At 64.0% G+C, this 26,842-nt stretch carries 22 protein-coding genes; 14 read left to right on the top strand and 8 right to left on the bottom strand.

Translation table 11 applies throughout. The features are described 5' to 3' along the window. Nucleotides 1–6: 6 nt before the first annotated feature. The 3 genes from WHX56_RS27435 to WHX56_RS27425 all read right to left on the bottom strand — a co-directional run bounded on the left by WHX56_RS27435 (nt 7) and on the right by WHX56_RS27425 (nt 4,101). Nucleotides 7–2,490, bottom strand: coding sequence for a TonB-dependent siderophore receptor (locus tag WHX56_RS27435; protein WP_338879520.1), 2,484 nt, complete (start codon nt 2,488–2,490; stop codon nt 7–9). A gap of 121 nt (nt 2,491–2,611) precedes the next feature. Next, on the bottom strand, nt 2,612–3,610 hold the full coding sequence (locus tag WHX56_RS27430; RefSeq protein WP_338879519.1) for a FecR domain-containing protein: 999 nt from the start codon (nt 3,608–3,610) through the stop codon (nt 2,612–2,614). Further along, nucleotides 3,589–4,101, bottom strand: a complete 513-nt coding sequence (locus WHX56_RS27425; protein WP_338879518.1) for a sigma-70 family RNA polymerase sigma factor — start codon at nt 4,099–4,101, stop codon at nt 3,589–3,591. Before WHX56_RS27425 ends, WHX56_RS27430 begins: the two co-directional genes overlap by 22 nt. 301 nt (nt 4,102–4,402) lie before the next feature. On the opposite strand from WHX56_RS27425, the gene WHX56_RS27420 reads away from it, so the two are divergent. From WHX56_RS27420 to WHX56_RS27410, 3 genes are all read left to right on the top strand, one after another. Beyond that, a complete protein-coding gene (locus WHX56_RS27420) occupies nt 4,403–4,915 on the top strand; it encodes an RNA polymerase sigma factor (protein WP_129241693.1) in 513 nt (170 codons plus the stop codon). Next, nucleotides 4,912–6,066 carry a FecR family protein gene (locus WHX56_RS27415; protein ID WP_338879517.1) on the top strand — a complete coding sequence of 385 codons (1,155 nt, stop codon included), beginning with the start codon at nt 4,912–4,914 and terminating at the stop codon, nt 6,064–6,066. The genes WHX56_RS27420 and WHX56_RS27415 overlap by 4 nt, the downstream gene beginning before the upstream one ends. 105 nt (nt 6,067–6,171) lie before the next feature. Beyond that, a complete protein-coding gene (locus tag WHX56_RS27410; protein WP_338879516.1) occupies nt 6,172–8,559 on the top strand; it encodes a TonB-dependent siderophore receptor in 2,388 nt (795 codons plus the stop codon). A 308-nt stretch (nt 8,560–8,867) separates the two neighbouring features. Here WHX56_RS27410 and WHX56_RS27405 read toward each other — a convergent pair whose 3' ends face one another. The 3 genes from WHX56_RS27405 to WHX56_RS27395 all read right to left on the bottom strand — a co-directional run bounded on the left by WHX56_RS27405 (nt 8,868) and on the right by WHX56_RS27395 (nt 11,929). Further along, complete coding sequence (locus tag WHX56_RS27405; RefSeq protein ID WP_338879515.1) at nt 8,868–9,839, bottom strand: tripartite tricarboxylate transporter substrate binding protein; 972 nt, start codon at nt 9,837–9,839, stop codon at nt 8,868–8,870. Between the two features lie 88 nt (nt 9,840–9,927). Beyond that, on the bottom strand, nt 9,928–10,734 hold the full coding sequence (locus tag WHX56_RS27400; RefSeq protein ID WP_129241689.1) for a DNA-binding transcriptional regulator: 807 nt from the start codon (nt 10,732–10,734) through the stop codon (nt 9,928–9,930). 19 nt (nt 10,735–10,753) lie between these two features. Beyond that, nucleotides 10,754–11,929 carry a pyridoxal phosphate-dependent aminotransferase gene (locus WHX56_RS27395; protein WP_129241688.1) on the bottom strand — a complete coding sequence of 392 codons (1,176 nt, stop codon included), beginning with the start codon at nt 11,927–11,929 and terminating at the stop codon, nt 10,754–10,756. 249 nt (nt 11,930–12,178) lie between these two features. Here WHX56_RS27395 and WHX56_RS27390 point away from each other — a divergent pair, with 249 nt between their 5' ends. From WHX56_RS27390 to WHX56_RS27380, 3 genes are all read left to right on the top strand, one after another. Continuing rightward, nucleotides 12,179–14,269, top strand: coding sequence for a hydantoinase/oxoprolinase family protein (locus WHX56_RS27390; protein WP_338879514.1), 2,091 nt, complete (start codon nt 12,179–12,181; stop codon nt 14,267–14,269). Then, on the top strand, nt 14,266–15,870 hold the full coding sequence (locus WHX56_RS27385) for a hydantoinase B/oxoprolinase family protein (protein WP_129241686.1): 1,605 nt from the start codon (nt 14,266–14,268) through the stop codon (nt 15,868–15,870). Before WHX56_RS27390 ends, WHX56_RS27385 begins: the two co-directional genes overlap by 4 nt. 63 nt (nt 15,871–15,933) lie before the next feature. Continuing rightward, nucleotides 15,934–16,782 carry an IclR family transcriptional regulator domain-containing protein gene (locus WHX56_RS27380; protein WP_129241685.1) on the top strand — a complete coding sequence of 283 codons (849 nt, stop codon included), beginning with the start codon at nt 15,934–15,936 and terminating at the stop codon, nt 16,780–16,782. Between the two features lie 6 nt (nt 16,783–16,788). Here WHX56_RS27380 and WHX56_RS27375 read toward each other — a convergent pair whose 3' ends face one another. Together WHX56_RS27375 and WHX56_RS27370 are read right to left on the bottom strand one after the other, a co-directional pair. Then, a complete protein-coding gene (locus tag WHX56_RS27375; protein ID WP_338879513.1) occupies nt 16,789–17,673 on the bottom strand; it encodes a hypothetical protein in 885 nt (294 codons plus the stop codon). Next, a complete protein-coding gene (locus WHX56_RS27370; protein ID WP_129241683.1) occupies nt 17,670–18,410 on the bottom strand; it encodes an HpcH/HpaI aldolase family protein in 741 nt (246 codons plus the stop codon). Before WHX56_RS27370 ends, WHX56_RS27375 begins: the two co-directional genes overlap by 4 nt. Before the next feature lie 414 nt (nt 18,411–18,824). Here WHX56_RS27370 and WHX56_RS27365 point away from each other — a divergent pair, with 414 nt between their 5' ends. The 8 genes from WHX56_RS27365 to WHX56_RS27330 all read left to right on the top strand — a co-directional run bounded on the left by WHX56_RS27365 (nt 18,825) and on the right by WHX56_RS27330 (nt 26,841). Beyond that, complete coding sequence (locus WHX56_RS27365; RefSeq protein ID WP_129241682.1) at nt 18,825–19,595, top strand: enoyl-CoA hydratase/isomerase family protein; 771 nt, start codon at nt 18,825–18,827, stop codon at nt 19,593–19,595. A 36-nt stretch (nt 19,596–19,631) separates the two neighbouring features. Next, nucleotides 19,632–20,834, top strand: a complete 1,203-nt coding sequence (locus tag WHX56_RS27360; protein WP_338879512.1) for a CoA transferase — start codon at nt 19,632–19,634, stop codon at nt 20,832–20,834. Nucleotides 20,835–20,930: 96 nt separating this feature from the next. Continuing rightward, nucleotides 20,931–22,169 (top strand): ABC transporter substrate-binding protein, encoded by a 1,239-nt coding sequence (locus WHX56_RS27355; protein WP_338879511.1) that lies wholly within the window; start codon nt 20,931–20,933, stop codon nt 22,167–22,169. A 34-nt stretch (nt 22,170–22,203) separates the two neighbouring features. Then, a complete protein-coding gene (locus tag WHX56_RS27350; RefSeq protein WP_129241679.1) occupies nt 22,204–23,079 on the top strand; it encodes a branched-chain amino acid ABC transporter permease in 876 nt (291 codons plus the stop codon). 4 nt (nt 23,080–23,083) lie between these two features. Next, nucleotides 23,084–23,983: a branched-chain amino acid ABC transporter permease gene (locus WHX56_RS27345; protein WP_338879510.1), complete on the top strand. Its 900-nt coding sequence runs from the start codon at nt 23,084–23,086 to the stop codon at nt 23,981–23,983. Beyond that, nucleotides 23,980–24,744, top strand: coding sequence for an ABC transporter ATP-binding protein (locus WHX56_RS27340; protein WP_129241677.1), 765 nt, complete (start codon nt 23,980–23,982; stop codon nt 24,742–24,744). The genes WHX56_RS27345 and WHX56_RS27340 overlap by 4 nt, the downstream gene beginning before the upstream one ends. Beyond that, nucleotides 24,741–25,466 (top strand): ABC transporter ATP-binding protein, encoded by a 726-nt coding sequence (locus WHX56_RS27335; RefSeq protein ID WP_129241676.1) that lies wholly within the window; start codon nt 24,741–24,743, stop codon nt 25,464–25,466. The genes WHX56_RS27340 and WHX56_RS27335 overlap by 4 nt, the downstream gene beginning before the upstream one ends. Nucleotides 25,467–25,494: 28 nt before the next feature. Next, nucleotides 25,495–26,841 carry an amidase gene (locus tag WHX56_RS27330; RefSeq protein WP_422393626.1) on the top strand — a complete coding sequence of 449 codons (1,347 nt, stop codon included), beginning with the start codon at nt 25,495–25,497 and terminating at the stop codon, nt 26,839–26,841. The last annotated feature ends 1 nt before the right edge of the window (nt 26,842 follow it).

Here is a 26,842-nt window from a genome sequence, read left to right as displayed (position 1 = left end):
CCCGCATCAGAACTGGCCGCGCAAGGTCAGCATGGCGCTGCGGGGCTCGCCGTAGACGTTCTGTCCGGGCGAGGTGTAGTAGACGCGGTCGAACAGGTTGTCGACGTTCAGGCTGAACGACCAGCGCGGGTCAATCTGGTAGCGCGCGAAGGCGTTCCAGATGGCGTAGCCGGTCTGCTGGCGCCAGATGTCGCCGCTGTAGTAGCCGGTCTTGCTCTGCGCGGTGACGCCGGCGCCGACGGTGAACTTGTTGAAGTCGCCCGGCAGGCGGTAGCTCGCGCCCGCGCGGAAGATATGGCGCGGCGTGATCGAGCTGAATGCCTGGCCTTCGTTGCTGGTCGCCTGCCCGGTACTGTCGCGGTCTTTCAGATACACCTGGTTGTTGTAGGTGTAGCCCAGCCACGCTTGCAGGCCCGGCACGATCTCGCCATTGACCTCGGTCTCGATCCCCTTGCTCTCGACCTTGCCGCCGTTGACGTAGCACGGGCCGCCCGACGCCGAACCCGGGCAGCCGGTGGCGTTGTCGGGATCGACCATGGCGCGATCGTTCTGGCGGATATAGAACACCGCCAGCGAGGTGTTCAGGCGGCCATCGAGCAGCTCGCCCTTGATGCCGAGCTCGTAGTTCGAACCGATGGCCGGTTGCAGCGGCGAACCCGAAACGGTCTTGTTGTTGCTCTGCGGCTCGAAGATGTCGGCATAGCTGGCATAGGCCGTCCACTCCCGCGTCACGTCCACCAGCACGCCGGCATAGGGTGTGAATTCACGGGTCTGCTTGAAGGCCGAGCCCGGCGCGAGCCTGTCTTTGTAGTCGTACCAGCTCAGGCGCCCGCCCAGCACCAGCTTCACCGGGTCTGCCACTTGCAGCCGCAACGTGCCGTACACGCCCTGGCTCACGGTGCGTTCGTCGGAGAGGTTGGGCTCCAGGTCTTTCTCGGCCACGCCGACCTGGTGCGGATTGCTCAAATCGAGCGGAATCCGGTTGGCGAAATCATAGACGTTCGCGCTCTTGCCCAGTTCTTCCAGGCGATTCGCGCCCAGCACCACGGTGTGCTTGCGGCCGAACATATCGAACTTGCCGGTGACGTTGGCATCGATGGCCTTGGTCTCCAACTGTTCACGGGGCGTTGCGCTCGCAATCAGATAGGCGCCGGTCAGCGTCTGCGGATCGGCGTTGCCGCGTACCCAGAGCGTGCTGTCGGAGCGCTGCGTCTTCTGGTAGGTGCCCGCCACCTTGAACGTCCAGCGATCGTTGAAGTCGTGGCGCGCCTCGGCAAAATACTCCTGGGTCTCGGCCTTGTAGTAGGCCCACGAAGGGCCGAACGAGGTACTGCGCTTGAGCTTCAGATCGGAGCCATCGGTAGAACTCGGCAGGCCGCCATACCAGTAGGCGCCGTCCTTGCGGAAGTGCTGATAGCGTCCCCCCAGGGTCAGTTGCGTCTGCGGCGTGATGTCGTATTCGAGCACGCCATAGAAAAACGGCTGCCGCGTCTCGGTCTTGCTGGTGTAGTAGCCCCGGTCTTCGTAGCTCGCCACCGCGCGGGCGCGCAGGCTGCCGTCGGCATTGAGCGGGCCGGTGGCATCGAGCATGGTGCGGTAGTAGTCCCAGGAGCCGGCCTGGGCTTCCACGCCCACATAGGTTTCGGCCAGCGGGCGCTTGCGCACGAAGTTCACGGTGCCGCCCGGCGTGCCGTTGCCGAGCAGCAGGCCGGCCGCGCCGCGCAGCACCTCTACGCGATCGTACATGGCCATGTCGGGCTGGATGCCCATCGCCGAGGTGCCGCCCCAGAAACCCTTGGACACGCCATCGACCTGCATGTTGCGGATCTCGAAACCGCGCGCCACGAACAACTTGTTGCCCGCGCCCAGCGTCTCCAGGCTCAGACCGGTGGTCTGCGACAGCACGTCTTCGAGCGAATTCAGGTTGAAGTCGTCCATGCGCTGGCGCGTGACCACGGTCACCGATTGCGGAATGTCGCGCAACGATTCGGCCGACTTCATGATGCTGGCGCCCGGCGCCGCATACGAATGCGAGCCCTCTGTGCTGAGCCCGCGCGCGGTCACGGTCACCGCGGGCAGGGTCGACACGCCGCCGCCCTGCGCGTCGGGCAGGCGATGCACCACGTAGGCGCCGCCCGGCACCGCCTCCACATACAGGCCCGAGCCCGCGAGCACCCGGGCGAACCCTTCTTCCACCGTGTAGCGGCCGTCGACGTCGGCCGACGACCTGCCCCGCACGAGATGCGGCGGTACCGTCACGCTGACGCCGGCGGCCGACGCGAAGTTGGCCAGCGCATCGTCCAGCGGACCGGCGACGATGCGGTAGGCCTGGCGGCCATCGGCCTGCGTCGCAGGCGTCTGCGCGCTGGCCGTGGCGTGCAACGCGCCGCTCGAGCATGCAAGCGCGATCAGCGCGCCTTGAACGGCATGGGCCAGGCGGCCGCGGGGATGAAGGCCGGCGGTGCGGCGCGGGAGTCGACGATGAGCCATGATGCGTGATCTCTTTCCGGTGTCGTGTTGTGAGGGTTCCTGCTAGCCTTCACACGCCAGATCCCGGAAAGGGACACGTTTCGGCAAACAAAGTTGTAACAGCGGCCGCCGGCCGCGGCGCTCAGGCGTCCCGCCCCGCCACGCTCACCCAATAGCGGGTGCGGTAGCGCACCGTCACGGGCAAGGCGCGCGGCAGGCTGTCCAGCACCGTGCCGGTGTCGCTCAGTTGGAACGCGCCCGAAATGCGCAGCGACGCCACTTCGGCGCCGCAGCGGATCACGCCGGGCCGGTAACGCCCGAGCTCGGCGAGAAAAGCGTCCAGGCGCATGTCGCGCGCACGCAGCACGCCCTGCGCCCAGGCGTCCGCCTGACCCTCGAGCGGGCGGGGGCCATCGATGCGCCGCGACGAGAACGCCGCCTGCTGCCCGGCCAGCACCACCATGGACAGCTCGGGCGCCTGCGCGGGCCGGACCTCCACGGCGCCCTGGATCACGCCCAGCCGGCTGCGATCCGTGTCGGTGTCGCGCACGTCGAAGCGCGTGCCCAGCGCACGCAGCCGGCCGTGCGCACAGGCCACCACGAAGGGCCGGTGACCGGGCATGCCCTCCGGCACCGCGTCGGGCGCGGTTTCGATCAGGATGCGCCCGGCACGCAGGTACAGCAGCCGCTCGGCCGGACCATAGGCCACGTCGAACGCGCTGGCCGTATCGAGCCAGACCCGCGTACCGTCGTCCAGCCGCACCAGGCGCGTTTCGCCCGTGCCGCTGCGATGCTCCGCCAGCCACTCGCCCACTGGCGCCGTGCGCCAGGCCAGCCAGCCCGCCGAGGGCGCGATGAGCAAGGCCGCCACGGCCTTGAGCACCGCGCGCCGGTCGACCGAGTTGCCGCGCCCGAGCACCGGCACCGCCAGGGCCGGCGGCAGGTCACCAAACTGTTCCTGCAGGCGCTGCGCGCGCTGCCAGGCGATCTCGTGCGCGGCGTCGGCGCCGCGCCAGCGCTGCAGACGTGCCTGGTCCGCCGCCGACGCCTCGCCCGAGCGCATCAACAGGAACCAGCGCGCGGCCTGCAGGGCCACGGCCTCGCTCACGGCGGCGCCGCTCACGCCATCAGATAGATGCATCGCGCCAGCCCTTCGGCCACATAACGTTTGATGGTGCGCTCGCTCACGGCGAGCCTTGTCGCGATCTCGGCGTAGGCCAGCCCCTCGAGCTGCGCCATCAGGAAGGCGGCGCGGGTGCGCGCCGGCAGTCCGGCCAGCATCGCGTCGATCTGCTGCAGGGATTCGAGAATGATGTAGCGTTGTTCTTCCGATGGCGCCTGCGGCTGCGGCATGAGCGCGAGCGCATCGAGGTAGGCCTGCTCGAGCGAGCGGCGCCGGAACAGGTTGCTCACCAGGCGCCTGGCGATCACCGTCAGGTAGGCGCGCGGATCGTCGAGCTGCCAGGCCGCCTGCTTCTGTGCGATATGGTCGGGCGCGGCAAGGATGCGCTCGAAGGTGTCCTGCGCCAGGTCGGCGGCATCCGCGCCATTGCCGAGCCGGCGGCGCAGAAAGGTCTGGAGCCAGGAATGATGCTCGCGATAGAGCGTGGCGATGGCGTGATCTTGCGGCACGGCGGACGGATTGCGGCGTCCGCGACAGGACGCATACAGGTCTAAGTGATAATGGATCTTATTATTACTTAAGAGGGCTGCTCGCGCAAACCTGCGCGGTCGTCCCACGAGTGGCCTCGCCGCGAGGGTTGCGGCCGTAACGACCTGCGCCTCACGGCGCGCCAGGCCCGGTCGCTTCATCCTGGTGTCTGAATCGGTGGAGAGAGGAGGGCGTCGAACCACCGCATTTTGCATTGCCCTTCTGTTTAAGTAATAATTCTTATTTGCATTTCATTGCCGGGCTTTCCATGTCCGGACTGCCTTGGTCGCCCGCTATTACCGAGAACTGCTGAACTTCTGCCTGCGCGCCCTGCGAGACCGCGATGCGGCCGCCGATGTCGTGCAGGAAAGCTATGCACGTTTTCTGGCAGTCGAGCAAAGCCAGGCCGTGGCCGAACCCCGCGCACTGCTGTTCCAAACCGCGCGCAATGTGATGGTGGATCAGTATCGCCGTGCGCAGGTGCGCGGCAATGAAAGCCTGGACTTGCTCGACGAGGCGGATCTGCCCACGGCCCCGGCCGCCGACGCGCCGGAGTCCGCCGCGGCGTCGGCCCAGGCCGTAGCGGCCTATCTGGCCACCATAGAAGCCTTGCCGCCGCGTTGCCGCGAAGCGTTTATCCTTCATGTTTTCGACGATCTGCCCTATGCGCAGATTGCAGCGCGCATGGGCACCTCGGTAAGCATGATAGAAAAGCACATTGCCCGCGGCAGGCTGGCCTGTCGCGCCTGCGAACGTCAGTTGCAGGGGCAGGCTCTGGTCGGAGGACAGTCATGACGCTGCACAAGCCGGCCGACATGAACGCTGATCAGCCATCACAACAAGATGCTGACGAACGCGAACTCGAGGAGTTTTTGCGCAACGAGGATCCGGCCGCGTTCGAAGCGGCCCTGTGGCTCACGCGCCAGGAAGCCGGTCTGAGCGCCGACGATCAACATCGTTTTGAACAGTGGTTGGCGGCCGATAGCGCTCACGTACAGGCCTACGCCGATCTGGCGCCGGGCCTGGACGCCGTGCGCGCGCTGCCTGACACGGCCCAAGCGCGCTTGCGGGACGGTTTGCCGTCCAGAACCTCTCGCACTGAGCCCGTTTTGCCAGATCAACCTCTGGCAGCAATCGCAGGTGTGCCGCCTTCCATGCCGGGGCGGCGAGCCTGGATGTTGAATGTAGCGCGCTTTGTGCCGGCAGCGGCGGCGGCTGGCGTGGCCGCTGCGGTCGTCGGTGGTCATTGGCTGGCGTGGGATGCGCAGGCAGGGCGGCTGATCCATACGCGGCGCTACTCCACGGCGCGCGGCGAGCTGCGCGAGGTGCGGCTTGATGATGGCAGTACCTTGGCTTTGGATGCAGACACCTCGATCCGGGTGGCGCTGTATCAAGGGCGGCGCGAAGTCAGCGTGCGGCAGGGACAGGTCATGCTCACGGTCGAGCCGGATGCGGCCCGGCCTTTTCATGTGATGGCGGGCGCGCTGCGGGTAACGGTGGTCGGCACACGTTTCTCCGTTCGTCATACCGAAACCGGGCTGGATGCCGGCCGCACCGTGGTCGCGGTCGAGTCGGGGCGGGTACGGGTCGGGCCGAAGCGGCAGGGCCTTGCGGATGCGTCGGTCTTCCTGGGAGCTGGCGACAGCGTCAGCGCCGATGCACAGGGCCGGCTCGATGCTGTGGTCCAGGTGGGAGCCCAAAGCGTAGCCGTCTGGCGCCAGGGGAGGGTCAGTTTCAACGACACCCCGCTGTCGCAGGCATTGGCAGAATTCGAGCGCTACGGACCGACCGGCCTGACGCTGCGCGATCCCGCCGTGGGCGCCTTGCGCATGGGCGGCACCTTCGATCTGCACGCGGCGCAGACCTTTGCACAGGCTTTGCCCCATCTGTTGCCGGTGCGCTTGCAGAGAAGTCCGGACGGCATCGAAATCGTCGGCAATCGCTGATCCGCGGCGCCACGAATTTTTTTCAGAAACAGGGTGTGGGTTTGGACTGCTGATGCGACTCCACTAGTAATGATTCTTGTTGCTACTGTTCGGAGATTGCATTTCATGCGGCATTCCTACCCCAAGCTGGCGCCCTTGACGCTGGCCTTCGCGCTTGCCCTTGGCACACCGGCGCTGACTGCGGCCCAGGCTGGTGATGCCTATGCGAATCGCAGCGTCAGCTTCTCGATTGCCGCGCAGCCACTGGGCCAGGCCCTGAATGAGCTGGCGCGCCAGGCGGGTCTGCAACTGCTGTTTGCGCCGGCCTTGGTCGCCGGCAAAAACGCGCCGGCTGTTTCTGGCAATCTGACGCCGCGCGACGCCGCCCAGCGCTTGCTCAGCGGCAGCGGGCTGCAGGCGGTTCCGGAAGGGGGCGCCATCGTGGTCAAACCTTCCTCCACCGATGCGCAAACGCTGGCGCCGGTCACGGTGTCGGGCGTTTTGCAGACGGCCACCGGGCCGCTGGACGGCTATGTCGCCACCGTCAGCGCCACGGCCACCAAAACCGACACGCCGCTGATCGAAACGCCGCAGTCCATTTCCATTGTCGGCGCGCAGGAAATCGAAGTCATCAAAGCGCAGGATCTGAACGAAGCGCTGGGCTATGTGGCAGGGGTGGGGCGCAAGTCCGGACAGACTCGCTTGAGCGATGAGTTGCTGGTACGCGGCTTTGAGGTCAGCGCCTATACCGGCAGCATGTATCGCGATGGCAGCAAATACTCGGTCAACGTCTACAACGGCCAGCAAGAACCCTATGGCCTGGAGCGTGTGGAATTGCTCAAAGGCGCGTCCTCGGTGCTCTATGGCGCCAGCGGACCCGGTGGCATCGTCAACACGGTGACCAAACGCCCCACCACCGAAACACTGCGTGAATTGAACCTGGAATACGGGTCGTTTGATCGCAAGCAGATGTCCGGCGACTTTGGCGGTGCCCTGACCGACGATGGTGTCTGGTCGTATCGCGCCACTTTTCTCGCCCGCGACAGCAAGACGGCGACGGACTATATCGATGACGATCGCCGCTTTCTGGCCGGTGGACTGAGCTGGCGGCCCAGCGCACGGACGTCTTTGACGCTGCTGGCTGATTATCAAAAAGACGAGACCGCCGAAAACCTGGGCCTGCCCGCCAAAGGCACGGTCTATAGCACGCGGTACGGCCGGATTCCGCTCAGCCGCTACACCGGCACCCCGGGTTATGACAGCTATGAGGCCGAACGCTACACCGCAGGCTGGCTATTCGAGCATGCTTTCAACGATACGGTGACCCTGCGCAATAACGTGCGCTACTACGATTTTCGCAGCACCTTCCCGGAGACGCTGACCTATAACCTGGGGAGCGACGAGCGGACCTCCACGACGCGCTACGCCTTGGACCGCAGCGATGATTCGCAAGCCGTGGTGGCGGACACTTCTTTGCAGTTCAAGCTGGGTGAGGGCATGTTCAAACACACTGCCATCGTTGGTGTGGACTACACACGCATGAAGCATCAGACGGCGCGTGACCAGCGGCGCGCCCAGCCTCTCGATTATTTCGATCCCGACTATTCCTTCCCGGTTGGCGACGTGTATCGCACTCAGGGCAAGAGCACGGACCGTAATCGCCGGCTGGGTTTCTATGCCCAGGACCAACTGAAAATCGCCGACAGACTCGTGGTGTTGTTGGGCGGTCGCTACGATGAGGTGGTCTACAACAGCCACGACAACGTCGGCGTCAGCCAGCCGGTCGACGACGAGAAAAGTCGAGCGTTTACCGGGCGAGGTGGTCTGGTCTATCTGTTTGACAACGGCCTGGCGCCGTTCCTGAGCTATAGCGAATCGTTTGAGCCGGAGAGCGGAACTGACCGCACGGGCGGCCGCTACAAGCCGGTGACTGGCGAACAATATGAGGCCGGCCTGCGCTACCAGCCGCCGGGATCGGACTTCATGTTGTCGGCCGCGGTCTACCAGCTCAAACGCAAGAATGTCTCCGTCAGTGACCCGGTGGACCCCAGCTACAACATCCAGGTCGGCGAAGTGCGTTCGCGCGGCGTCGAGCTGGAAGCGCGCGGCAGGATCGGGCGCAATACCAATGTGATTGCCGCCTACGCCTATACCGATGCCAGAACGACCAAGGCCAGCCCGCTGGCCCCTGAAGAAGAAGGCAAGCGCGTCGGGCAGGTGCCTTATCACCAGTTTTCGCTGTGGACGGATTACAGCTTTGGCGACTTCGGCCTGGCAGGGCTGAAGGTGGGTGCGGGACTGCGCTTCGTCGACACTACGCACTTCCTTTATGGCACAGGCAAGGTGCCGGCCTACACCCTGTATGACGCGATGGTGAGCTATAGCACCGGCCCCTGGCGCTTCGCGCTCAATGCCAGCAATCTGACGGACAAGCGTTATGTCGCGGTGTGCCAGTCTGCCTGCTTCTATGGCGAACCGCGTCGCATCATCGGCTCGGTCTCCTATCGCTGGTAAGCGGCGGCATCAATCATCGGGCCTGCCGGATGGGATTGAAGCTGGCGTCGTAGTCCGCGATGGCGCGCGGGCTGCGGCTCATGGCCTTGGCCTGCGCGGGGGTGTGCCTGACACGAATACAAACCCGTTCGAGCGTATTGCAGGAGACAGGGGCGCGAGAGGGGGGCGGGCACTGTAGGCGTAAGCACTTTCCGCAGACGGGAATCGTGATGCCATTGGCGCGATTACGGTCGTCGGAGCCTTGTGGGTGCCGGGCCTGGGCGAAAATTTCGCCGCTCTCCCTTCGCAACTCCGCCAGACTTGTGGTGTCAATTCTGGCCTTTCAAGCCTGCTTCGTTGATCAGGCCGCCCCACCGCTTGCGTTCCTGAGCAAGCAATTCGGCCAATTCCACAGGGCTGGAACCCTTGGCCGCGGCACCCAGTTCGGCAATCTTCGATTCGACTTCCTTGTCGGCCAAGGCCTCGTTCAGCGCTGCGTTCATCTGCGCGATCACGTCGGCAGGCGTCTTGGCGGGCGCCATCAGCATGTACCAGGTGTGCACCTCAAGGTCGATCCCCGATTCCTTGAAAGTCGGCACCGAAGAGAGCACGGGAAGCCGCGCTGAAGACGTCGTTGCAATGCCTTTTAGTTGACCCGTTTTGATCTGCTGCACCACGGCAATCGGACTGACGATGACGACGTCCAGGTGGCCTGCCATCGTGTCGGTCACGGCGGGAGCCCCTCCTTTATAGGGAACGGCCTGCAGGCTTCCACTTATCTTTCGATTCAGAAGTTCTCCGGCGAGGTGGCCCGTCGACCCCACACCGGAAGTGCCAAAAGAGACCGTGCCCTTCTTCGCGGAATCGATGAATTGCTGCACATCGTCCGCGGGGAAGTCCTTGCGCGCGGCAAAGACGAGCGCCTCGCCGGCGATCAGGCCCACCGGAGCCAGATCCTTTTCCGGGCTGTACTGAAGCTTGGGGTATAAAAACTCGGCATTGACCTGATCGCCGGATACGCCCAGAAGGAAGGTGTACCCATCCCCCGCAGACCGCGCGACGTAAGAGGATCCGATCGTCCCGCCGGCTCCCGGCCGATTTTCGACGACGACCGTGGTGTGCAGCCGCCTGCCGAGATCCTGACTCAGAATCCGCGCTAAGGTGTCCGTGCTGCCGCCAGCAGCCCAAGGCACGATCAATGTGACGGGGCGTTCTGGCCAGGTGCCAGCCGCGGCAGTGGCCATGGTCATCGAAGAACAGGACAGCCCCAATGCCAGGGCCGCGAATACTTTCCGGAACATGTTTTCCCCTTGATATACGTTTATGCCTGCACATCGCATGGCGTGGCTCAGAATCTAGCTGATAGGGTGAGCCGCGCCTACATCGCCGTCACGACTTTCCGCTGTCCGAAATTTCGATGGCCGCCGAGCCGCGCTTGCCGAGATTGTCCGAGATCTCGCGCGAAACGTCCCGCAGGGGTTCGAGGTATCGCCGAACGGCGTCTTGCGCCTGCAAGGCCGACGAGATCCATGTCATGCCGATTGCGGCGGCAACCCTGCCGCCGTCATAGACCGGCACCGCGAGCGTCGAGGAGACCGGGCGAATGCCTGGCGCCCTGAGGGAATAACCCAGGGCGGCGATCTGATCGAGCTCCGTGGTGAATGTCGCCCCGTCTTTGGCGGGCGCATCCTCCGGGTCGGTGGACCCCTCCAGGATTTTCAGGATCGTCGCGCGATCTTGCGGACTGCAGGCCGCAAGATAGACGCGGCCGAGCGCGCGGCTCGCCAGGCTCAAGCGCATGTTTATCGTGGACTGATGCAGCGACAAAGGGGAGTGGGGGATGGTGCTGTAACGCACCACCATTGCGTCATGATCGAATACCGCCAGAGCGGCTGGCCATCGATGTTCCTCGGTGAACGCATCCAGGGGGGCCGCCCCGGCGTCGACCAGGCGGGGCGTTCCGTGATAGCCCGAGCAAAGCGAAGCGACCTCCGAAGCCAGCATGTACGCGCCATATTGCGGAGCGTGGCGGACGATGTTGCGCGATGCCAGCGTCTGCATCAGGCGCACGATGGTCGGTTTTGGCATTCCGGTTGCCTGGTAGAGCCAATGGATGGAGCAGACCGGCTGGCGGTTCATCGCCTGTAGCAGCTCGATGACCCGAATGGCGGCATTGACAGGCTGAACGGATGCCATGGCTGGTCCCTCCCCCGGCTCAACGTGAGAACGCGGACAAAATACGCGTGCACGCCGCCTGCAGGTCGGCGTCGTGCGTCGCGATAGAAATGCGGAACCAGCCCGGCGACCCGAATGCTTCGCCAGCAATCACCGCGACCCCATGATCCAGCAGGAAGTCATCCACAGGCCGCCCGCCCAGCACTTCGGTGTCGCGGACCCGGACAAATACATAGAATGCACCGCTGGGCCGGACCACATCGAGCGCCGGCGACGCCGCCAGCAGGCCGCAGACCAGGTCGCGGCGCTGCTCATAGGTGGCGGCCCGCTGCGCCAGGAGCGCCGGATCCATCTGCAAGGCAGCCTGCGCCGCGGCCTGACTGACCGCGCTGGCCCCTCCGGTCACATGGGACTGCAACTTGGTCATGGCCGCGATGAGCGCGCGCGGCCCTCCCGCATACCCGATTCTCCAGCCGGTCATGCCGAATGCCTTGGATACACCGTTCACCACGAGCGTGCGCTCGCGCATCTCGGGCGTGATCGCTCCGAAGGAAATGAACGCCGAGCCATCGAACCGGATGTGCTCATAAATTTCGTCGGACATCACCAGAATGTCCGGGTAACGCTCCAGCACTTTTGCAAGCGCGGCGTATTGCTCCCGGCTCGCGATCGCTCCGCTGGGGTTGTTGGGGTAGTTCAACATGAGCCATCGCGTCCGAGGCGTGATCGCCGCTTCAAGCTGCGCCGCCGTGGGCACGAGACCATGCTCCGGGCTGGCTTCGATGAAAACCGGGGTGGCGCCGGCCATCCGGGCGATGCTCGGGTAAGACACCCAATACGGGGCGACGATGATGACTTCGTCGCCTGGATTCAGCGTCGCGATCAGCGCGTCGTAAATCACCTGCTTGGCGCCGGTTCCTACCAGGATCTCCGTGCTCGGATCATAGGCGAGGGCGTTTTCCTGCTGGAACTTCCGCGCGATCGCCTGGCGTAGCCCTGTCGTTCCAGACACGGGCGTGTACTTTGTCTGCCCCTCGCGCGCCGCGGAAAACGCCGCTTCGATCACTTCCGGCGGCGTGGCGAAATCGGGCTCGCCTACCGTCACGGCAACGATGTCGCGACCGGCGGCCTTCAAATCGCGGGCCCGTTGTGCGGCAGCAATGCTTTGCGACGCGGGCACCCCCGCAAGCAGATGGGATTGAATGGTGTGAACCATGGTCTTTCATCGTTCCTAGAGTTGGTTTACGCAAAATTATCATAAAAACGAACAAATGGGCGATTTTTGTACTTTCCGATTTCAAGTTACTGATTCAAGTTATTGATAAATATAAAAAAATAGTCAAAACTTGGACCGAATCCGGGTTGGATAATCACTCTTTATAGCTGGAAAAAACCGATATTCTTCGCCTAGAATCGCCAAGAGAAATATTGAATTGAACATTTGTTCGTTTTTTGGGAGAAGACCATGGGTCACTATTCGCTAGGGGTCGACATCGGCGGCACCTTCACCGATATCGTCTTGTTGGACGTGCAGTCCGGCGACCACTTCAGCCATAAAGAGCTGACGACGCCAGACCAGCCGGAACTGGGCGTCCTGCGAGGCGTCCGGATTCTGCTCAAGCGGTGCGCCGTGCAGCCGCAGCAAGTCGTGCGAGTCGTCCACGCCACCACGTTGTTCACGAATGCCCTCATCGAGCGGCGCGGCGCCGTCACGGGCATGATCACGACCGAAGGTTTTCGCGACGTGCTGGAAATCGGCCGCGAGCGCCGCTATGACCTGTACGACAATTTCCTCGAGCTCATAGAACCCCTCGTGCCGCGGGAACTCCGGCTGGAAGTCGCCGAGCGCACGGAGCCCGACGGATCCATATCCCGTCCCCTGGACCGCGACCAACTCCTGGCGGCCGGGCAAAAGCTGAAGACGCTCGGCGTGGAATCCATCGCTGTCGCGTTCCTGCACTCCTATCGCAACCCGGAGCATGAAACCGCCGCGGTCCAGATGCTCCAAGCGCAACTGCCCGGCATCGCCATCTCGAGTTCCGCCGCCGTCGTCGCCGAAATCCGGGAATACGAGCGGTTCTCCACCACGGTCGCCAACGCCTACGTCAAACCGCTGGCCGATCGCTACATCTCGTCCCTGGAGGACAGTCTTCGCCAAGAGGGCATCACGGCCCCGCTTTTCCTCATGCAGTCGAATGGCGGACTTGTGCATACCAAAGAAGCGAAGCGCCTGCCGGTCCAGTTGCTCGAATCCGGGCCCGCCGCCGGCGCCTTGGTTGCCGCGCAATTCGGCCGGGATGTCTCCGAAACGAAAATCCTGGCGTTCGACATGGGCGGCACCACCGCGAAGCTCAGCGTGATCGAGGACGGCGAGCCGCTGGTGGCCTACACATTCGAAGCCGCCCGCCAGAAGAGATTCCGCACGGGCAGCGGTCTGCCCATCAAGATTTCCACGATCGAACTGATCGAAATCGGCGCGGGCGGCGGCAGCATTGCCCACGTGGATCATCTGGGTCTGCTCAAAGTCGGCCCGCGCAGTGCCGGTTCGCAGCCTGGCCCGGCGTGCTATCAGAAAGGCGGCGAGCATCCGACGGTGACCGATGCGAACTTGTGCCTGGGCTACCTGAATCCGGACACGTTTGCCGGCGGCACGATGAAGATCAGCGAAGCCGCCGCCAAACAGGCCCTCGACACCGTTGCCAAGACACTCGACATGGATACGGCGTCGTGCGTCCCCGGCGTCACCGACGTCGTGAACGAGAACATGGCCGCCGCCGCCCGCGTCCATATCGCCGAGCGCGGGGGGGATGCCCGCGAGTATTCGTTGCTCGTCACGGGGGGCGGAGGCCCGCTGCACGGCTACAGCGTCGCCAAGAAGTTGCGCCTTCGCCGCATGCTGTGCCCGCCGTCGGCGGGCGTGGCTTCCGCCTTGGGCCTGCTGATCGCGCCGCCCAAGGTCACCCGCGTGACGACATTCTCGAACCGTCTCAGCCAGATCAAGATCGACGCGCTCGAGCACGCCTACCAGGAGCTGGAAGCATCGGCCGTGCAGACCCTCAAGGAAAGCGGCGCATCGAGCACGGCGCTCGTCACCCGTCGGTACGCGGATCTGCGATTCGTCGGCCAAGGCTTCGAATTGGTTACCGAGCTGCCCGCGGGCCCCTACGGCGACTCGACTCCCGACCGGATCCGGGAACTGTTCGCGGACGAGTACAAGCGCGTTTTCGCGATCACTCCCCCCGTCAATGATGTCGAGATCGTGAACGTGAGAATCGACGTATCGGGCGCGGCCGACGCCAAACTCGGAAAACAGCGGGACGAGGCCGCGACCGAATCCAGGGTGCCGGTACGCCGGAAGGCGTATTGCCCCGACCTGGCCAAAACGGTCGACATGCCCGTGCATCAGCGCGCCAATCTGGTTGCCGGCGCGACGGTTGCGGGCCCCGCCATCGTGGAAGAGTCCGTGTCCACCCTGATCGTCGGCAGCCATGGCAGCTTTGAACTACTTGAGAACGGCATCATCGCCGTGGAACTGAATACCGGAGACCGTGCATGAAATTCGATCCCATCACCCTCGAGATTCTGTGGCAGCGCTTGGTATCCGCCGCGGACGAAGCCGGCGCGGCCCTGTTGCGCTCTTCTTTTTCAACCATCGTCCGCGAATCCTATGACTTCGCGTGCATCGTCACCGACACGAAAGGCAGGTCGATTGCCCAGGCCTCGGAGAGCATCCCCTCCTTCATCGGCACGCTTCCCAGGACCGTCAAGCATTTCCTGGCGCACTTCCCGGTCGAGACCCTGAAGGCTGGCGACATCCTCATCACCAACGACCCCTGGATGGGAACCGGCCACCTGCCCGACCTCTCCCTGGCAAAACCCATGTTCGCCGAGGGGCGCTTCATCGGCATGGTGGCCACCACTGCGCACGCCCCCGACATGGGCGGCAAGACCGGCTCCGCCGACGTCCGCGACATCTTCGAGGAAGGCCTGCAAGTCCCGATGATGAAACTGATGGATGCGGGCGTCGCCAACGAAACCCTCATCGCCATGATCCGCAAGAACACGCGGGTCCCGGACCAGGTAATCGGAGACCTCTGGGCCCAGATCGCCGCCCTGCAACTGCTCGAACAGCGCTCGGTCGAGTTGGCGCGAGAGAACCGGTTCGAGACGCTCGACGAACTGGCCGACGAGATCATCGGCCGCACGGAACGGGCGATGCGCGATGCGATCGCGAAGTTCCCTGACGGGCAGTACGAGTATTCGCTCCAGGCCGATGGCCTGAACGAACCGCTGACGCTGAAGGTCGCGATCGACGTCGACGGCGAGCGCATCAAGGTCGACTATGCGGGCTCTTCCAATCAGGTCGACCGCGGCATCAACGTCGCCCTCTGCTACACCGCCTCGCAAACGGCGTACGCGCTGAAATGCCTGTTGTCGCCGGACCTGCCCAACAACGAAGGGGCGCTGCTGCCCATCGAAGTCACGGCGCCTGAAGGCTCGATCCTCAACCATACCTATCCGCAATCGGGACAGAGCCGCACGCTGGTGGGCCACTTCCTGCCGTTCCTGATTTTCGGCGCATTCGAGACCGCGGCGCCGCACCTCATCATGTCGGGGGCCGGCTCTCCGCTGTGGAGCATGCAGGTCACCGGCCAGGACGACGGCGGACGCACCTTCGTGAACAAGATTTTCTTCAACGGCGGCGTCGGCGCTCTGCACAATCGGGACGGCTATGCATGCCTGAGCTGGCCGAGCAACGTGTCGAACGTGCCCATCGAGATGACCGAGCAGCAGTCGCCGCTGCGCTACGAATTCAAACGCCTGCGCGGCGGATCCGGCGGCGACGGCGAATACCGGGGCGGCTTGGGCCAGGAGGTCCAACTGCGGCACGCCGGCGAGCGTCCCGTCGTCATCGGCTTCCATGCCGAACGCACCCAAACGCCGGCGCCCGGCGTCTGCGGCGGCCAGCACGGCAGTACCGGCGTGCTGCATATCAACGGACGCGCGCTCACCCCCGCGGAGCAGAAACGGCAACACCGCGTTGCGCCGGGCGACGTGGTCTATCTCGCGACGCCGGGCGGAGGGGGATTTGGAGACCCCGAAAAACGGGATCCGGAACACCGGCGCAAGGATGAAGTGATAGGATATCTGGCCTGATCAGGCCGCCTGGAACCGCGTCGGCCCGCGCCGACGCTGTTTTCCTCATTGCGCACTCAATACATGACTCAAGAGCAGAATAAAACGATAGCGGCCGCCCGGCGGCCTCGCTCAAAGAAAAAGCGCGACGAGATTCTGGCGCGCACGGAAGACGACCAGGTCGGAGTCCAGGCTTTTGAGCGCGGACTGGACGTGATCCGCGCATTCGCCTCTGAACAGCGGCCTCTCACCCTGTCCGAGATCGCCGAGATCACGAAGCAACCGCGAGCCTCCACCCGCCGTCTGCTGGGGTCCCTGTTGCGGCTCAAATATGCCGCGACGGACGGCCAGACATTCCGGTTGATGCCGCCAGTCATGGAGCTCGGGTACGCCTACCTGTCGTCCAGTCAATTCTGGGACCGCGTGCAGCCGTACATGCAGGAAGTCATGTCGGAGTTGAACGAAAGTTCATCCGTCGGCGTACTGGACCTGCCCGACGTCGTGTACGTGGCTCGCGCACAAGCGCGGCGGATCGTGCAGAACATGGCCATTGGCGTCGGAAGCCGGGTGCCGGCCGCGGTCTCGGCGATGGGGCGCCTGCTGCTCGCCTACGAGCCTCGCCACGTGGTGGAAGCGTATCTGCGGGAGCGGCCGCTTCAGGCGTTTACGGAAAAGACCATCGTCGACCGCGATGCCTTCTACGCCGCCCTGGACAAAGGGCGCGAGCAGGGCTGGATATTGGTGGACGAAGAGCTGGAGATCGGCTTGCGTTCATTGGCCGTCCCCTTGCGGGATCGGTCGGGGAAGGTCATCGCGGCAATGAATGTCGGCGCCGTCTCCGCCCGCGCATCCGCGGACCAAATGATCTCGAAATTCCTGCCGGTGCTTCGGGAAGCGGCCAACAAGGCGAATCACGCCTTGTCCTTTGGCTGATTCCGTTCAAGGCATGGCAACGCCGGCAGGCAAGGGGTAGTCTTCCGCGTTGCACACCATCCCCGGCCGGTTCGAGAAGTCCAGCCGCGGGGGAGCGAAAATATCCAACAGCCAGGCTTCCCCCTCGTTGATGTTCCTGCTTGTATGGATGACCTGCGGCGGAATGACCAGCATCGAAGGACTGCCGACTTCGCGGTGTTCATCCTCGCGCCACTCGCCCAGATCCTTGCCCCACGGATAGCGCAGATGATGTTTCCAGGTGCCCAGCAGCGCGAAGGACCCTTGTTCGAAATCCGTATGCGAATGGGGGCTGAGCTTGGTCGTGTCGCGCGGCGCCGACCGCGGCAACATGATATTGAGCATCAGGTTGCAACTGCGGAAGATGCGCATATTGCTGTCGGGGCGGACATGTGCGGCGACGTCATAGGTTCGCAGCCGATAGCCGTCGGCCGGTTCTGGCCAGGCCGTCAGCGGCGCGACGTTGGGCGCGCTCGTTGAGTAGACGTCCGCGTTGGCCGCCCGGGCCGCCAGATCGGCCGCGCGCGACGAGAACAGCAGGAAAAGGGTGCTCGGCTCCGTCAGGATCAGTTCGCTGGGTCCCGGCGGCACAATCGCCAATCGTCCCGTCGCCAGCGTCGCCGACGAATCCGCGGCCTCGATCGACCCCGCGCCACTGACCACGAACACCATGTATTCGTCGGTTTGCCTCGCGTCCCGGGCCAGGCGCGCGCCCGGCAGGGCTTGCACGTAACAGGCGACGAAGTTGGCGCCGCGGGCGATCCATTCCTTGAGCAAGGGCTCGTCGGCTTGCGGCGCGATAGCGGCAAAGTCTTCCAACGAGGGGGTTCCAAAAGTCATTGCAGTCTCCGTGGTGAAGGGCTTCGGTTTCACGCGCGCACGAGAGCGCGGGCAGCCTGTTTGAGGAGGGACTGATCTGATCCATGCAGAAACCAGGTTGCCCCGAGATCGCTGTAGCGCTTTCTTTCCTCCAGGCTGCTGGCGACCACGCCAATGCGTTTTCCCTGTGACACGCCTGCCGCGATAGCACGCTCCGTGGCTTTCAAGACATCAGGATGTTGACTGTCCGCAAGCCCCATGGATAACGCCAGGTCTGCCCGGCCCACGAAGATGCCGTCGACCCCTTGCGTGGCGGCAATCGCCCGGGTGTTGTCGACCGCCTCTATGCTCTCGATCTGGCACATGATCTGCACGCTCTCGGCGTCTGCGACGGCTGCCAGCATGCCCTTTTCCCCATAACCGGATGACCGCGATCCCCCGCTGTAGCCGCGTACTCCGGCTTTGTAGCGGCAGCGGGCCACCACATTTCTCGCATCTTCCGGCGTATCGACATGGGGCACGAGAACGCCCGCCGCCCCGAGATCCAGCGAGCGCAGAAGCGTCGAGGGCTGGAAGTCGGGAACTCGGACAAAAAGAGGCAGGCCGGCCGCCTTGCCGGCGATCAGCATCGCGTCCAGCGTCCCGAAATCGAACGGCGCATGTTCCGCGTCCAGCACGGCGAAATCCAGCCCCGCCACGGCGAGGATCTCAACGATATGCGCGCTTGGCGTCTTGATGAATGTGCCGACTTCGACACTTGACTGGCCGTCGCCCCCGCGTGAAGTTGTCATGGGTAGTCCCTGTTGCCGCTGTTGATCGCTGGATGATGAGCCGGGTGGAAGTGGCGGGCAAGCTCGACGCCGAAGCTTTTCGTCAGCCGAAACGTTGCTTCGCCCCGCGGTCAGATACGCACAGGGGCAAGCCGTGGAGATGGCAAACCTTGCATCCAGCGTCATTCCCGCAAGCCTTCGGCGCCGAACCGACCGGCCGGATGAAGGCCGGTCACGTTCAGGCCGCGCGGTGGCCAAACACACGACATCAATTCAATTACCCCCGGCCTCCCTTGAATTGCATGAAATGATGTATATTGAATTTACGATAAGATTGAATATAAAATTGAAGACAATCAATACAACAATTTTGACCAGAACGAGGCCAGAGGGTCGGCAGCCGCCGTCCGGGCCATATGTGGAAGGAGATCGGTCATGGCCATCAAGGTCAGCCAGCCAGACGAAGACGGCGTCGTGACGCTGCTGATGGATCGCCCGGAAAAGCGCAATGCGTTCACCTGGGACATGTATGAAGCCTTCGGCGCCGCCTGCGACGGGTTGCAGGGCAATGACGCGGTGCGTTGCGTCGTCCTGCGGGGGGCGGGCGGCGATTTTTGCTCCGGCAGCGATATCGGCGGATTCGACGAGAGCCGGGCCGGGGCAGAGCAGGCCAAGGTCTATGCGGATTTCACCGTGGCCATGTTCGACAGGCTCAAGAATCTGCGCCACCCGACTGTGGCCTGCATTGAAGGCGTATGCGTGGGCGGCGGACTCGAGATCGCCGCGCTATGCGACTTGCGGATCGCCCAGCAAGATGCGCGCTTCGGCATCCCGGTCAACCGGATCGGGCTGACCCTGGACCATTGCGAACTGGCTGACCTGGCTGCGGTCGTGGGGCATGGCGGGGCGCTTGAAATCCTCCTTGAAGGACGTGTGTTCGGCGCGCAGGAAGCGCTGGCGAAAGGTCTGCTGTCCCGAGTCGTCGACGATGCCTGGTCCGATGCCTGCGACACTGCGCGCCGCATCGCGCGGCTGGCGCCGCTGTCGAACCGCTGGCACAAGAAATTCATCCGTCAATTGCAGTCAGGGCGGGAACTGACGCAGGCCGAGCGCGACGAGGCCTATGCGTGCTTCGACACCGAAGACTACCGCGTGGGCTCGCAGGCGTTTCTCGACAAACAGCGTCCTCGGTTCGTGGGCCGCTGAGGCTCCGATTTTCCATCCGCTTATCTGGATACAACAATGACTAGTGAAGCCGTAGCGCCCCTGGCGGGCCTGAAGATACTCGATCTGTCCCAGATCATGGCCGGCCCGTACTGCACCATGGTGCTCGCGGACCTGGGCGCGGAAGTGATCAAGGTAGAGAAGCCGGCGGGCGGCGACGATTCGCGCCAGATGGGACCGTACGTGCATGGCGAATCGACCTGCTTCGCGCAGATCAACCGCAACAAGCGCGGTATCGCGCTCGACCTGAAAGACTCCGAGGCGCGCGACGTCGTTCATGAGCTGGCGAAGTGGGCGGACGTGGTGGTCGAGAACTATCGGGTGGGTGTAACCGCCCGGCTCGGCGTCGACTATGCCACGCTAAGCGCGCTCAACCCCAAGCTGATCTACTGCTCGATATCGGGCTTCGGCCAGACCGGCCCCTATGCCCGCAATGGCGGGTTCGACCTGGTGGCCCAGGGTCTGAGCGGCATCATGAGCATGACCGGCGAACCCGACGGGCGGCCGTTGAAATCCGGTATCGCGGTGTACGACGTCGGCGCCGGAATCACGGCGGCCTACGCCATTCTGGCCGCCTATGTGCACCAGTTGAAGACCGGCCACGGCCAACACATCGATATCGGTCTCGCCGAATGCGGCCTGCCTTGGTTCGTCTGGGAGGCGGCCGCCTACTTTGCCAATGGAACGGTGCCCCAGGCGACCGGCAGCCGGCATCGCGTCGACGCGCCATACCAGGCGATCAAGACGGGCGACGGCTACATGGTGCTGGGCTGCGCCAACCAGCGCACCTGGGAAACGCTCTGCAAAGACGTGCTGGGCCGCCCTGAATTGGCGGAAGACCCGCGTTTTCTGACCAATTCCGACAGACTGCGGAACGTCGAATTGCTCGAACCGATGTTGGAAGAGTCGTTCTCGACGGCGGGAACGCAGGAATGGATCCGGCGCTGCAATGCGGCGGGCGTGCCGTGCGGCCCGATCAACAATTTCAAGCAGGCCATGGAAGACCCGCACTACCGGGAGCGCGGCATGGTCGCCAGCGTCGACCACCCCGTCATCGGCAGGATGGACGTCATCGGAATTCCAACAAAGTTCTCCCGAACGCCGGGCGCGCTACGCAAAGCCGCGCCGCTGTTCGGGCAAGACACCGATGCCGTACTGCGCGACGTGGGGCTTTCCGACGCAAGGATCGAGGCGCTCAAAGCTCGAGGAGCGGCTTTCTGACAAGCATTTCCGCATGACCCGGCCGATCGCGCACGCTGCTGGCCAAGACTGTGAAGTCTGTGAAGACAGTTAACGATAAACCTCATCGGAGGAGACATGAAAAACGTAATCAATGCTTCGCGCCGGCAGTTTGCCCAATCCATGGCGGCGTTGGCGGCGCTGGGCCTGAGCGGCCCGGCTTTTGCGCAATCCCGTCCCGCGCCGTTCAAGGTGGGCTCGCTGAATTCCATTACCGGCGCGGGCGGCACCTACGGGCCCGGTATGCTCGAGGCCATCAAGATCGGCATCGCCGAGGTGAACGCGGCGGGCGGAGCCGCCGGTCGTGAACTCAAGCTCTATGCCGAAGATGATCAGACGCGGCCGGACGCCGCGGTGTTGGCCGCGCGCAAGCTGGTCGACATCGTGAAAGTCGATGCCATGATCGGGATCTGGTCGTCGGCCGTGCAACTGGCCACGCTGCCCATTACCAACGCCGCGGGCATTCTTTCTTTCAATACCTGCGGAGCGCCGGAAATCCGCACGGAAGACAAGCTCGACCTGGTGTTCCAGTTCTATGCGTCGAACGCCATCATCGGCGCGGCGTTCGCGGCCATCGGCCAGAGCAAGGGTTTCAAGCGCGCCGCCGTACTCGGCTACAACAACGCGACCATGTCGGCCCAGGCCAAGCATTTCATGACCGCCTGGGAAAAAATGGGCAACCAGGTCGTCAGCTCGGCGATCTACGAGCCCAATCAGGCCAGCTATCGCACCGAGGTGGAAAAGGCCTTGGCGGCCAAGCCCGACGTCATCATCCTCAGTTCGTACACGCCCGATGCGACCATCCTGCTCAAGGAGTGGTACCAGACCGGCTACGACTGCAAGTTCATCATGCCCGGCTATTCGGCGACCCCCACGCTGGTCAAGGCCCTGGGGCCGGACGTGATGCGCAACATCATTTCCACTGCGAACGTGCCGGCCGGCGACAACGCCGCCTACAAGTCGTTCGTCGAGAAATTCAAGGTGGCCACCAAGAATCCGCCGGAAATGTTCGCTGCCGCCGCCTACGACATGGTCATCGCCCTGGCGCTCGCGATCGAGGCCGCGGGGGCCGACGCCAAGCCTCAGGATCTTTCGCGAATGGTACGCGCCGTCACCAACCCGCCTGGACAGAAGGTCAGTTCGTTCGTCCAGGGCCGCGATCTGCTCCGCCAGAAGGTCAAGATCGATTTCGACGGCGCCTCCTCCTCGCTGGATTTCGACGCGCACGGCGACACCGTGCCGGATTTCGGCATTTACGAGTTCGACGGCAAGGAATTCGCCTTGACGAACGTCATCTCCGGCGCATCGCTGTTGTGATCGCGGGCCGGTGCATTTCTAGGATGAATACCGTATGAGTTCGGTGCTCTTGATCAATGCACTCATCAGCGGCATGGTTGTCGGGCTATTGCTGGCGTTGCCGGCCCTGGCCATCACGCTGGTGTTCGGCATTGCCCGATTCCCCAACGCCGCCGCGGGCGACTACATGACTTTCGGCGCGTACGCGATGGTGGCCGCCCAGGCGTTGTCGGGCGGCTCCCTCGCGGCCAGCGCGATTTTCGCCACCCTGGCCACGGGGCTGCTCTCCTTGTTTTTCTACTTCTGGGTCTTCAGGAAGCTGGAAGAGCGCTCGCTGGTATCGCGCCTGATCGCTTCCATCGGCATTGCCTTTGCCGTGCGGGCGAGTATCACGCTGTTTGCCGGGCATGGGCAATACACCATCCAGGCTCCACTGCAGCGGGCCTGGAATTTCGACGGAATCCGCATCTTGCCCCTGGATGCCTACATCGTCCTGGCCGCGTTGGGCGCCCTGGCCTTCATGTTCGCGCTGCTTTATCTGTCGCCGGTAGGCCGGCGCATGAGGGCGGTATCGGATAACCCCCAACTCGCGGCCGCCGGCGGCATCGATGTGCGCCGGGTCATGGCGATCCTCTGGGGCATCGTCGGCGTGTTTTCAGGGCTGGGAGGGGTGCTGCTGGGAATCAAGGCCACGGTATTGCCGGAACTCGGGTGGGAGCTGCTGCTGCCCATGTTCGCGGCGGTCATTCTCGGGGGCGTGGGGAGCCCGGTCGGGGCGCTGCTCGGAATGGTCATTTTCGGCATTGCCCAGGAAGTCGCGACGCTTTATGTCGGTTCGGCCTACAAGATCGTGATCGCGTTCGCCGTGCTGCTGGTCGTTCTGCTGTTCAGGCCCCAAGGGATTATGGGCCGCATCCAGGCGGTGAGGTGAAACGATGGAAGCCTATCTGATCGCGATATTCATCACGGTGTTGATCTATATGCTGCTGGCGGGCGGCCTGGCCCTCCAGTACGGCTTCACGGGCCTGATCAACTTCGGCCATGTCGGCTTTTACGCCATCGGCGCCTATACGTCCGCCCTGCTGGCGTTGCAGGGAGTGCCGCTCGCGGTGTGTTTTCTCGCGGCCGCCCTGGTCAGTTGCTTGAGCGCCTATCCGCTGGGCGTCATCGCGCTGCGGCTGCGCGGGGATTACCTGGCCATCGTCACCCTGGGGTTCTCCGAAGCCGTTCGCATGGTCATCCAGAAGGAAGAGTGGCTGACGCGCGGCGTGCATGGCATACCGGGCATTCCCAGGTTGTTCGGCGGGTATGGCTCCGGTCTGACGGTGGACGTTCTGATCCTGGCCGCTCTGCTGGCCACGAATATCCTGGTGTTCCTCGGTATCCGAAAGATCATCCGCAGCCCGTTCGGCCGCACGATCAAGGCCATACGCGACAACGAAGTCGCCGTCATGGCCCTGGGCAAAAACCCTGCCTGGTTCAAGACGCGCTCGCTCATGATAGGCGCGGCGCTGGCAGGCCTGGCGGGCGCGTTCACGGCGCACTACCTGACCTTTATTTCACCCGAGCAATTCGTGCCGCTGATCACGTTCTATGTGTGGATCGCGATCATCGTCGGTGGCGTCGGCAGCTTGAAGGGCGTGGTGGCGGGCACGGTCATCCTGATGGTCTTTCTGGAAGGATCGCGCTTCGCCCGGGAATTCCTGTTCCTTGACATATCCGAGGTCCAAATGGCGAGCCTGCGTTTCCTTATCATCGGCCTGGGCCTGGTCTGCTGCGTGCTGTACCGTCCCAACGGCTTGTTCGGCGGAGCGCCGGCGGGAGGGCGCCAATGACGCCCCAGCTTTCTGTCCAGAATATCCGCGCCGGTTTCGGCGGGCTGCTGGCCCTCGACGACGTCTCGATCACGGTGCGCAAAGGCGAGCGCGTAGGCCTGATCGGCACCAACGGCGCGGGCAAGAGCACGCTGTTCTCGGTGATCAGCGGCTATGTGCCGGCGCAAAGCGGCCAGGTGTGTTTCGAAGACGTGAATATCACCGGGATGGGAGTGCAGCGCCGGGTCAACCTGGGACTTGCGCGCACCTTCCAGGTGCCGCGCGAGTTCGATCAGCTCAGCGTGCTCGACAACATGATGGCCGCGGCGCCGGGCCAGCGGGGCGAACGCCTGGGATCGCTGTTTTTTTCGCCGGGCAGCGTTCGGCGCCAGGAGGCAGAGATCGAAGCTCGGGCCCGGGACCTGCTGGGTTTTCTCAACCTGGCCAAAGTGGCCGAGGTGCCGGCAGGCGCGTTATCGGGCGGGCAGAAGAAACTGCTGGAGCTTGGCCGGCTGCTGATGATCAAGCCCGGCTTCATCATGCTCGACGAGCCGTTCGCCGGCGTCAATCCGGTGCTGGTGGACGAATTGTCTCGTCGCATCGTCGACTTGAACGATCAAGGCATCACGGTATTGATCATCGAGCACAACCTGCAGGCCCTGTCCGATCTGGTGCCTCGCATGTACATCATGGACCGGGGCAAAGTGCTGAACGAAGGCACGCCGGATCGCGTCTTGTCGGACGAACGGGTCCGCGAAGCCTACATGGGCGGTGCCGTATGAAGAAAATACTGACGTTGGAAAACGTCTGCGCGGGCTATGGCGATGTGCCGATCGTCAACGGCATCGACATGTTCGTGGCGGAAAAAGAGATCGTCACCATCGCCGGCACGAACGGGGCGGGCAAGTCGACCTTGATCAAGGCGGTCATGGGCCTGCTTCCCAAACTGACGGGCCGCATCGAGCTCAACGGCGCGAGTTTGCAGGATCAGCCGGTGCGGCGCAGGGTGTTCCAGGGCATCGGCTATGTGCCGCAGGTCAATAACGTGTTCGGCACGCTGACCGTCATGGAAAACCTGCAAGTCGTCGAAGCGGTCGACGATCGAAAGGCCATGATCGACCGGATGCTCAGCCTGTTTCCGGTACTGGCCGAGCGACGCAGAACCCAGGCTGAAAACCTGTCGGGAGGCGAGCGCCAGCAGCTCGCTTTCGCCCGGGCCCTGATGTCCAAGCCCAGCCTCATGCTGCTCGACGAGCCTTCGGCTGCCTTGTCGCCGGCGCTGACGGAACAGGTTTTCGACGAAGTGAAAAAGCTGCCGCGGCTCGGCGTGGCGGTATTGATGGTAGAGCAGCGGGCCCGCCAGGCGCTCGAGTTCAGCGACCGGGGCTACATCCTCGATTCCGGCCGCATCGTGTTGGCGGATGCCGCGCAATCTCTTTTGCAGAATCAGGAAATGGCCGACCTCTACATCGGTCGGTCCGGCGCCAGGTCGGGCCGTTCTTGATTGTTTTTTTTCCTAAGGAGTAGTTTCGATGGTAGCGGATCGTAATGATGTTCAGGCAGCGGGCCGTCGGCCCGCGCCGTCTCGCATTGCCGCGTTGACGGTCGAACAAGGCTTGCGCGAGCTCGACGCGGGCAAGCTCAGCAGTGAACAATGGACCCAGGCCTGCCTGGAGCGCATCGCGCTGCGCAACCCCGTGGTCAAGGCGTGGGTGTATGTCAACGGCGAAAAGGCGCTGGAACGCGCTCGCCAGGTCGACCGGGAAGGGCGCCGCCAGCGCCTGGACGGCGTGCCGTTGGGCTTGAAGGACATCATCGACACGGCCGACATGCCCACAGAACTGGGCGACCCGGAAATTTATCCGGGCCGCCAGCCCGCCTCTGACGCGGCGGTGACCCGGCTGATGCACGACCTGGGGTTCGTGCTGCTCGGCAAGAACACGGTCTCGCGGCATTCGATCATGCTGCCCGGCCCCGCGCGCAACCCGCATGACCCGTCGCGCACGCCGGGCGCCTCGTCGGCAGGTTCGGCCGCGGCGGTTGCCGATTTCCAGACGCCGATCTCGCTGGGCACCCAGACCGGGGGCTCGATCGTCCGGCCGTCGACGTTCTGCGGCGCCGTCGGCTTCAAGCCGACCATCGATACCTTGCCGTATGCCGGGCTGCGGCGCTATTCGCGCCCGCTGGATACGCTGGGGGCAATCGCCCGTTCGGTCGGCGACTTGTCGATCCTGTTCGGCGAAGCGCTGGGCGATCCGCGGTTCGACAGCGCCTTGCCCGTGCGCCGGGATTTCACCGTGGGGGTGTGGCGGCCGCTGGGGTGGGACGACGCCGAGCCCTGCGTCCGCGAGGCCTTCGACGATGCCATCGCGCGCCTGCAGCAAGCCGGTGTCCGGGTCAAGGTCCTGGATATGCCGAAGATCTTTACGCAGATCGCCGACGACCACGACATCATCATGGCGTACGACCTGGCGCGCTCGTTCAAGGAAATCCGGCGCGATCACCACGATAAGTGCGACCCGGCGCTGCTCGAATACCTGGACAAGGGCGAGCGCGATACCGCCGAGGATTATGCGCGCACGCTCGACCTGGCCGATGCCTGCCGGCGCGCCTTCATGGACGTGGCCCGCGATGTCGATGTGCTGGCCACGCCCGCCACGCTGGGAGAAGCGCCGGACGTCACCGATACCGGCAGCAACATCTTCATCCGGATCTGGACGCTGCTGCACAACCCCTCGCTGACCTTGCCGATTTCTCGGGGCCCGCGCGGCCTGCCGGTCGGCTTGCAACTGGTGGGCTTCCAGAAGGAAGACGCGCGATTCCTGTACTGGGCGCGTTGCGTCGAAAGCATCCTGGGTACCCGGGTTCATGATGTCTAAG

It is taken from the genome of Achromobacter veterisilvae (assembly GCF_037619525.1).
In the GTDB taxonomy this organism is placed as follows: domain Bacteria; phylum Pseudomonadota; class Gammaproteobacteria; order Burkholderiales; family Burkholderiaceae_B; genus Achromobacter; species Achromobacter veterisilvae.
This window is presented reverse-complemented; position numbering and strand designations above follow the sequence as displayed.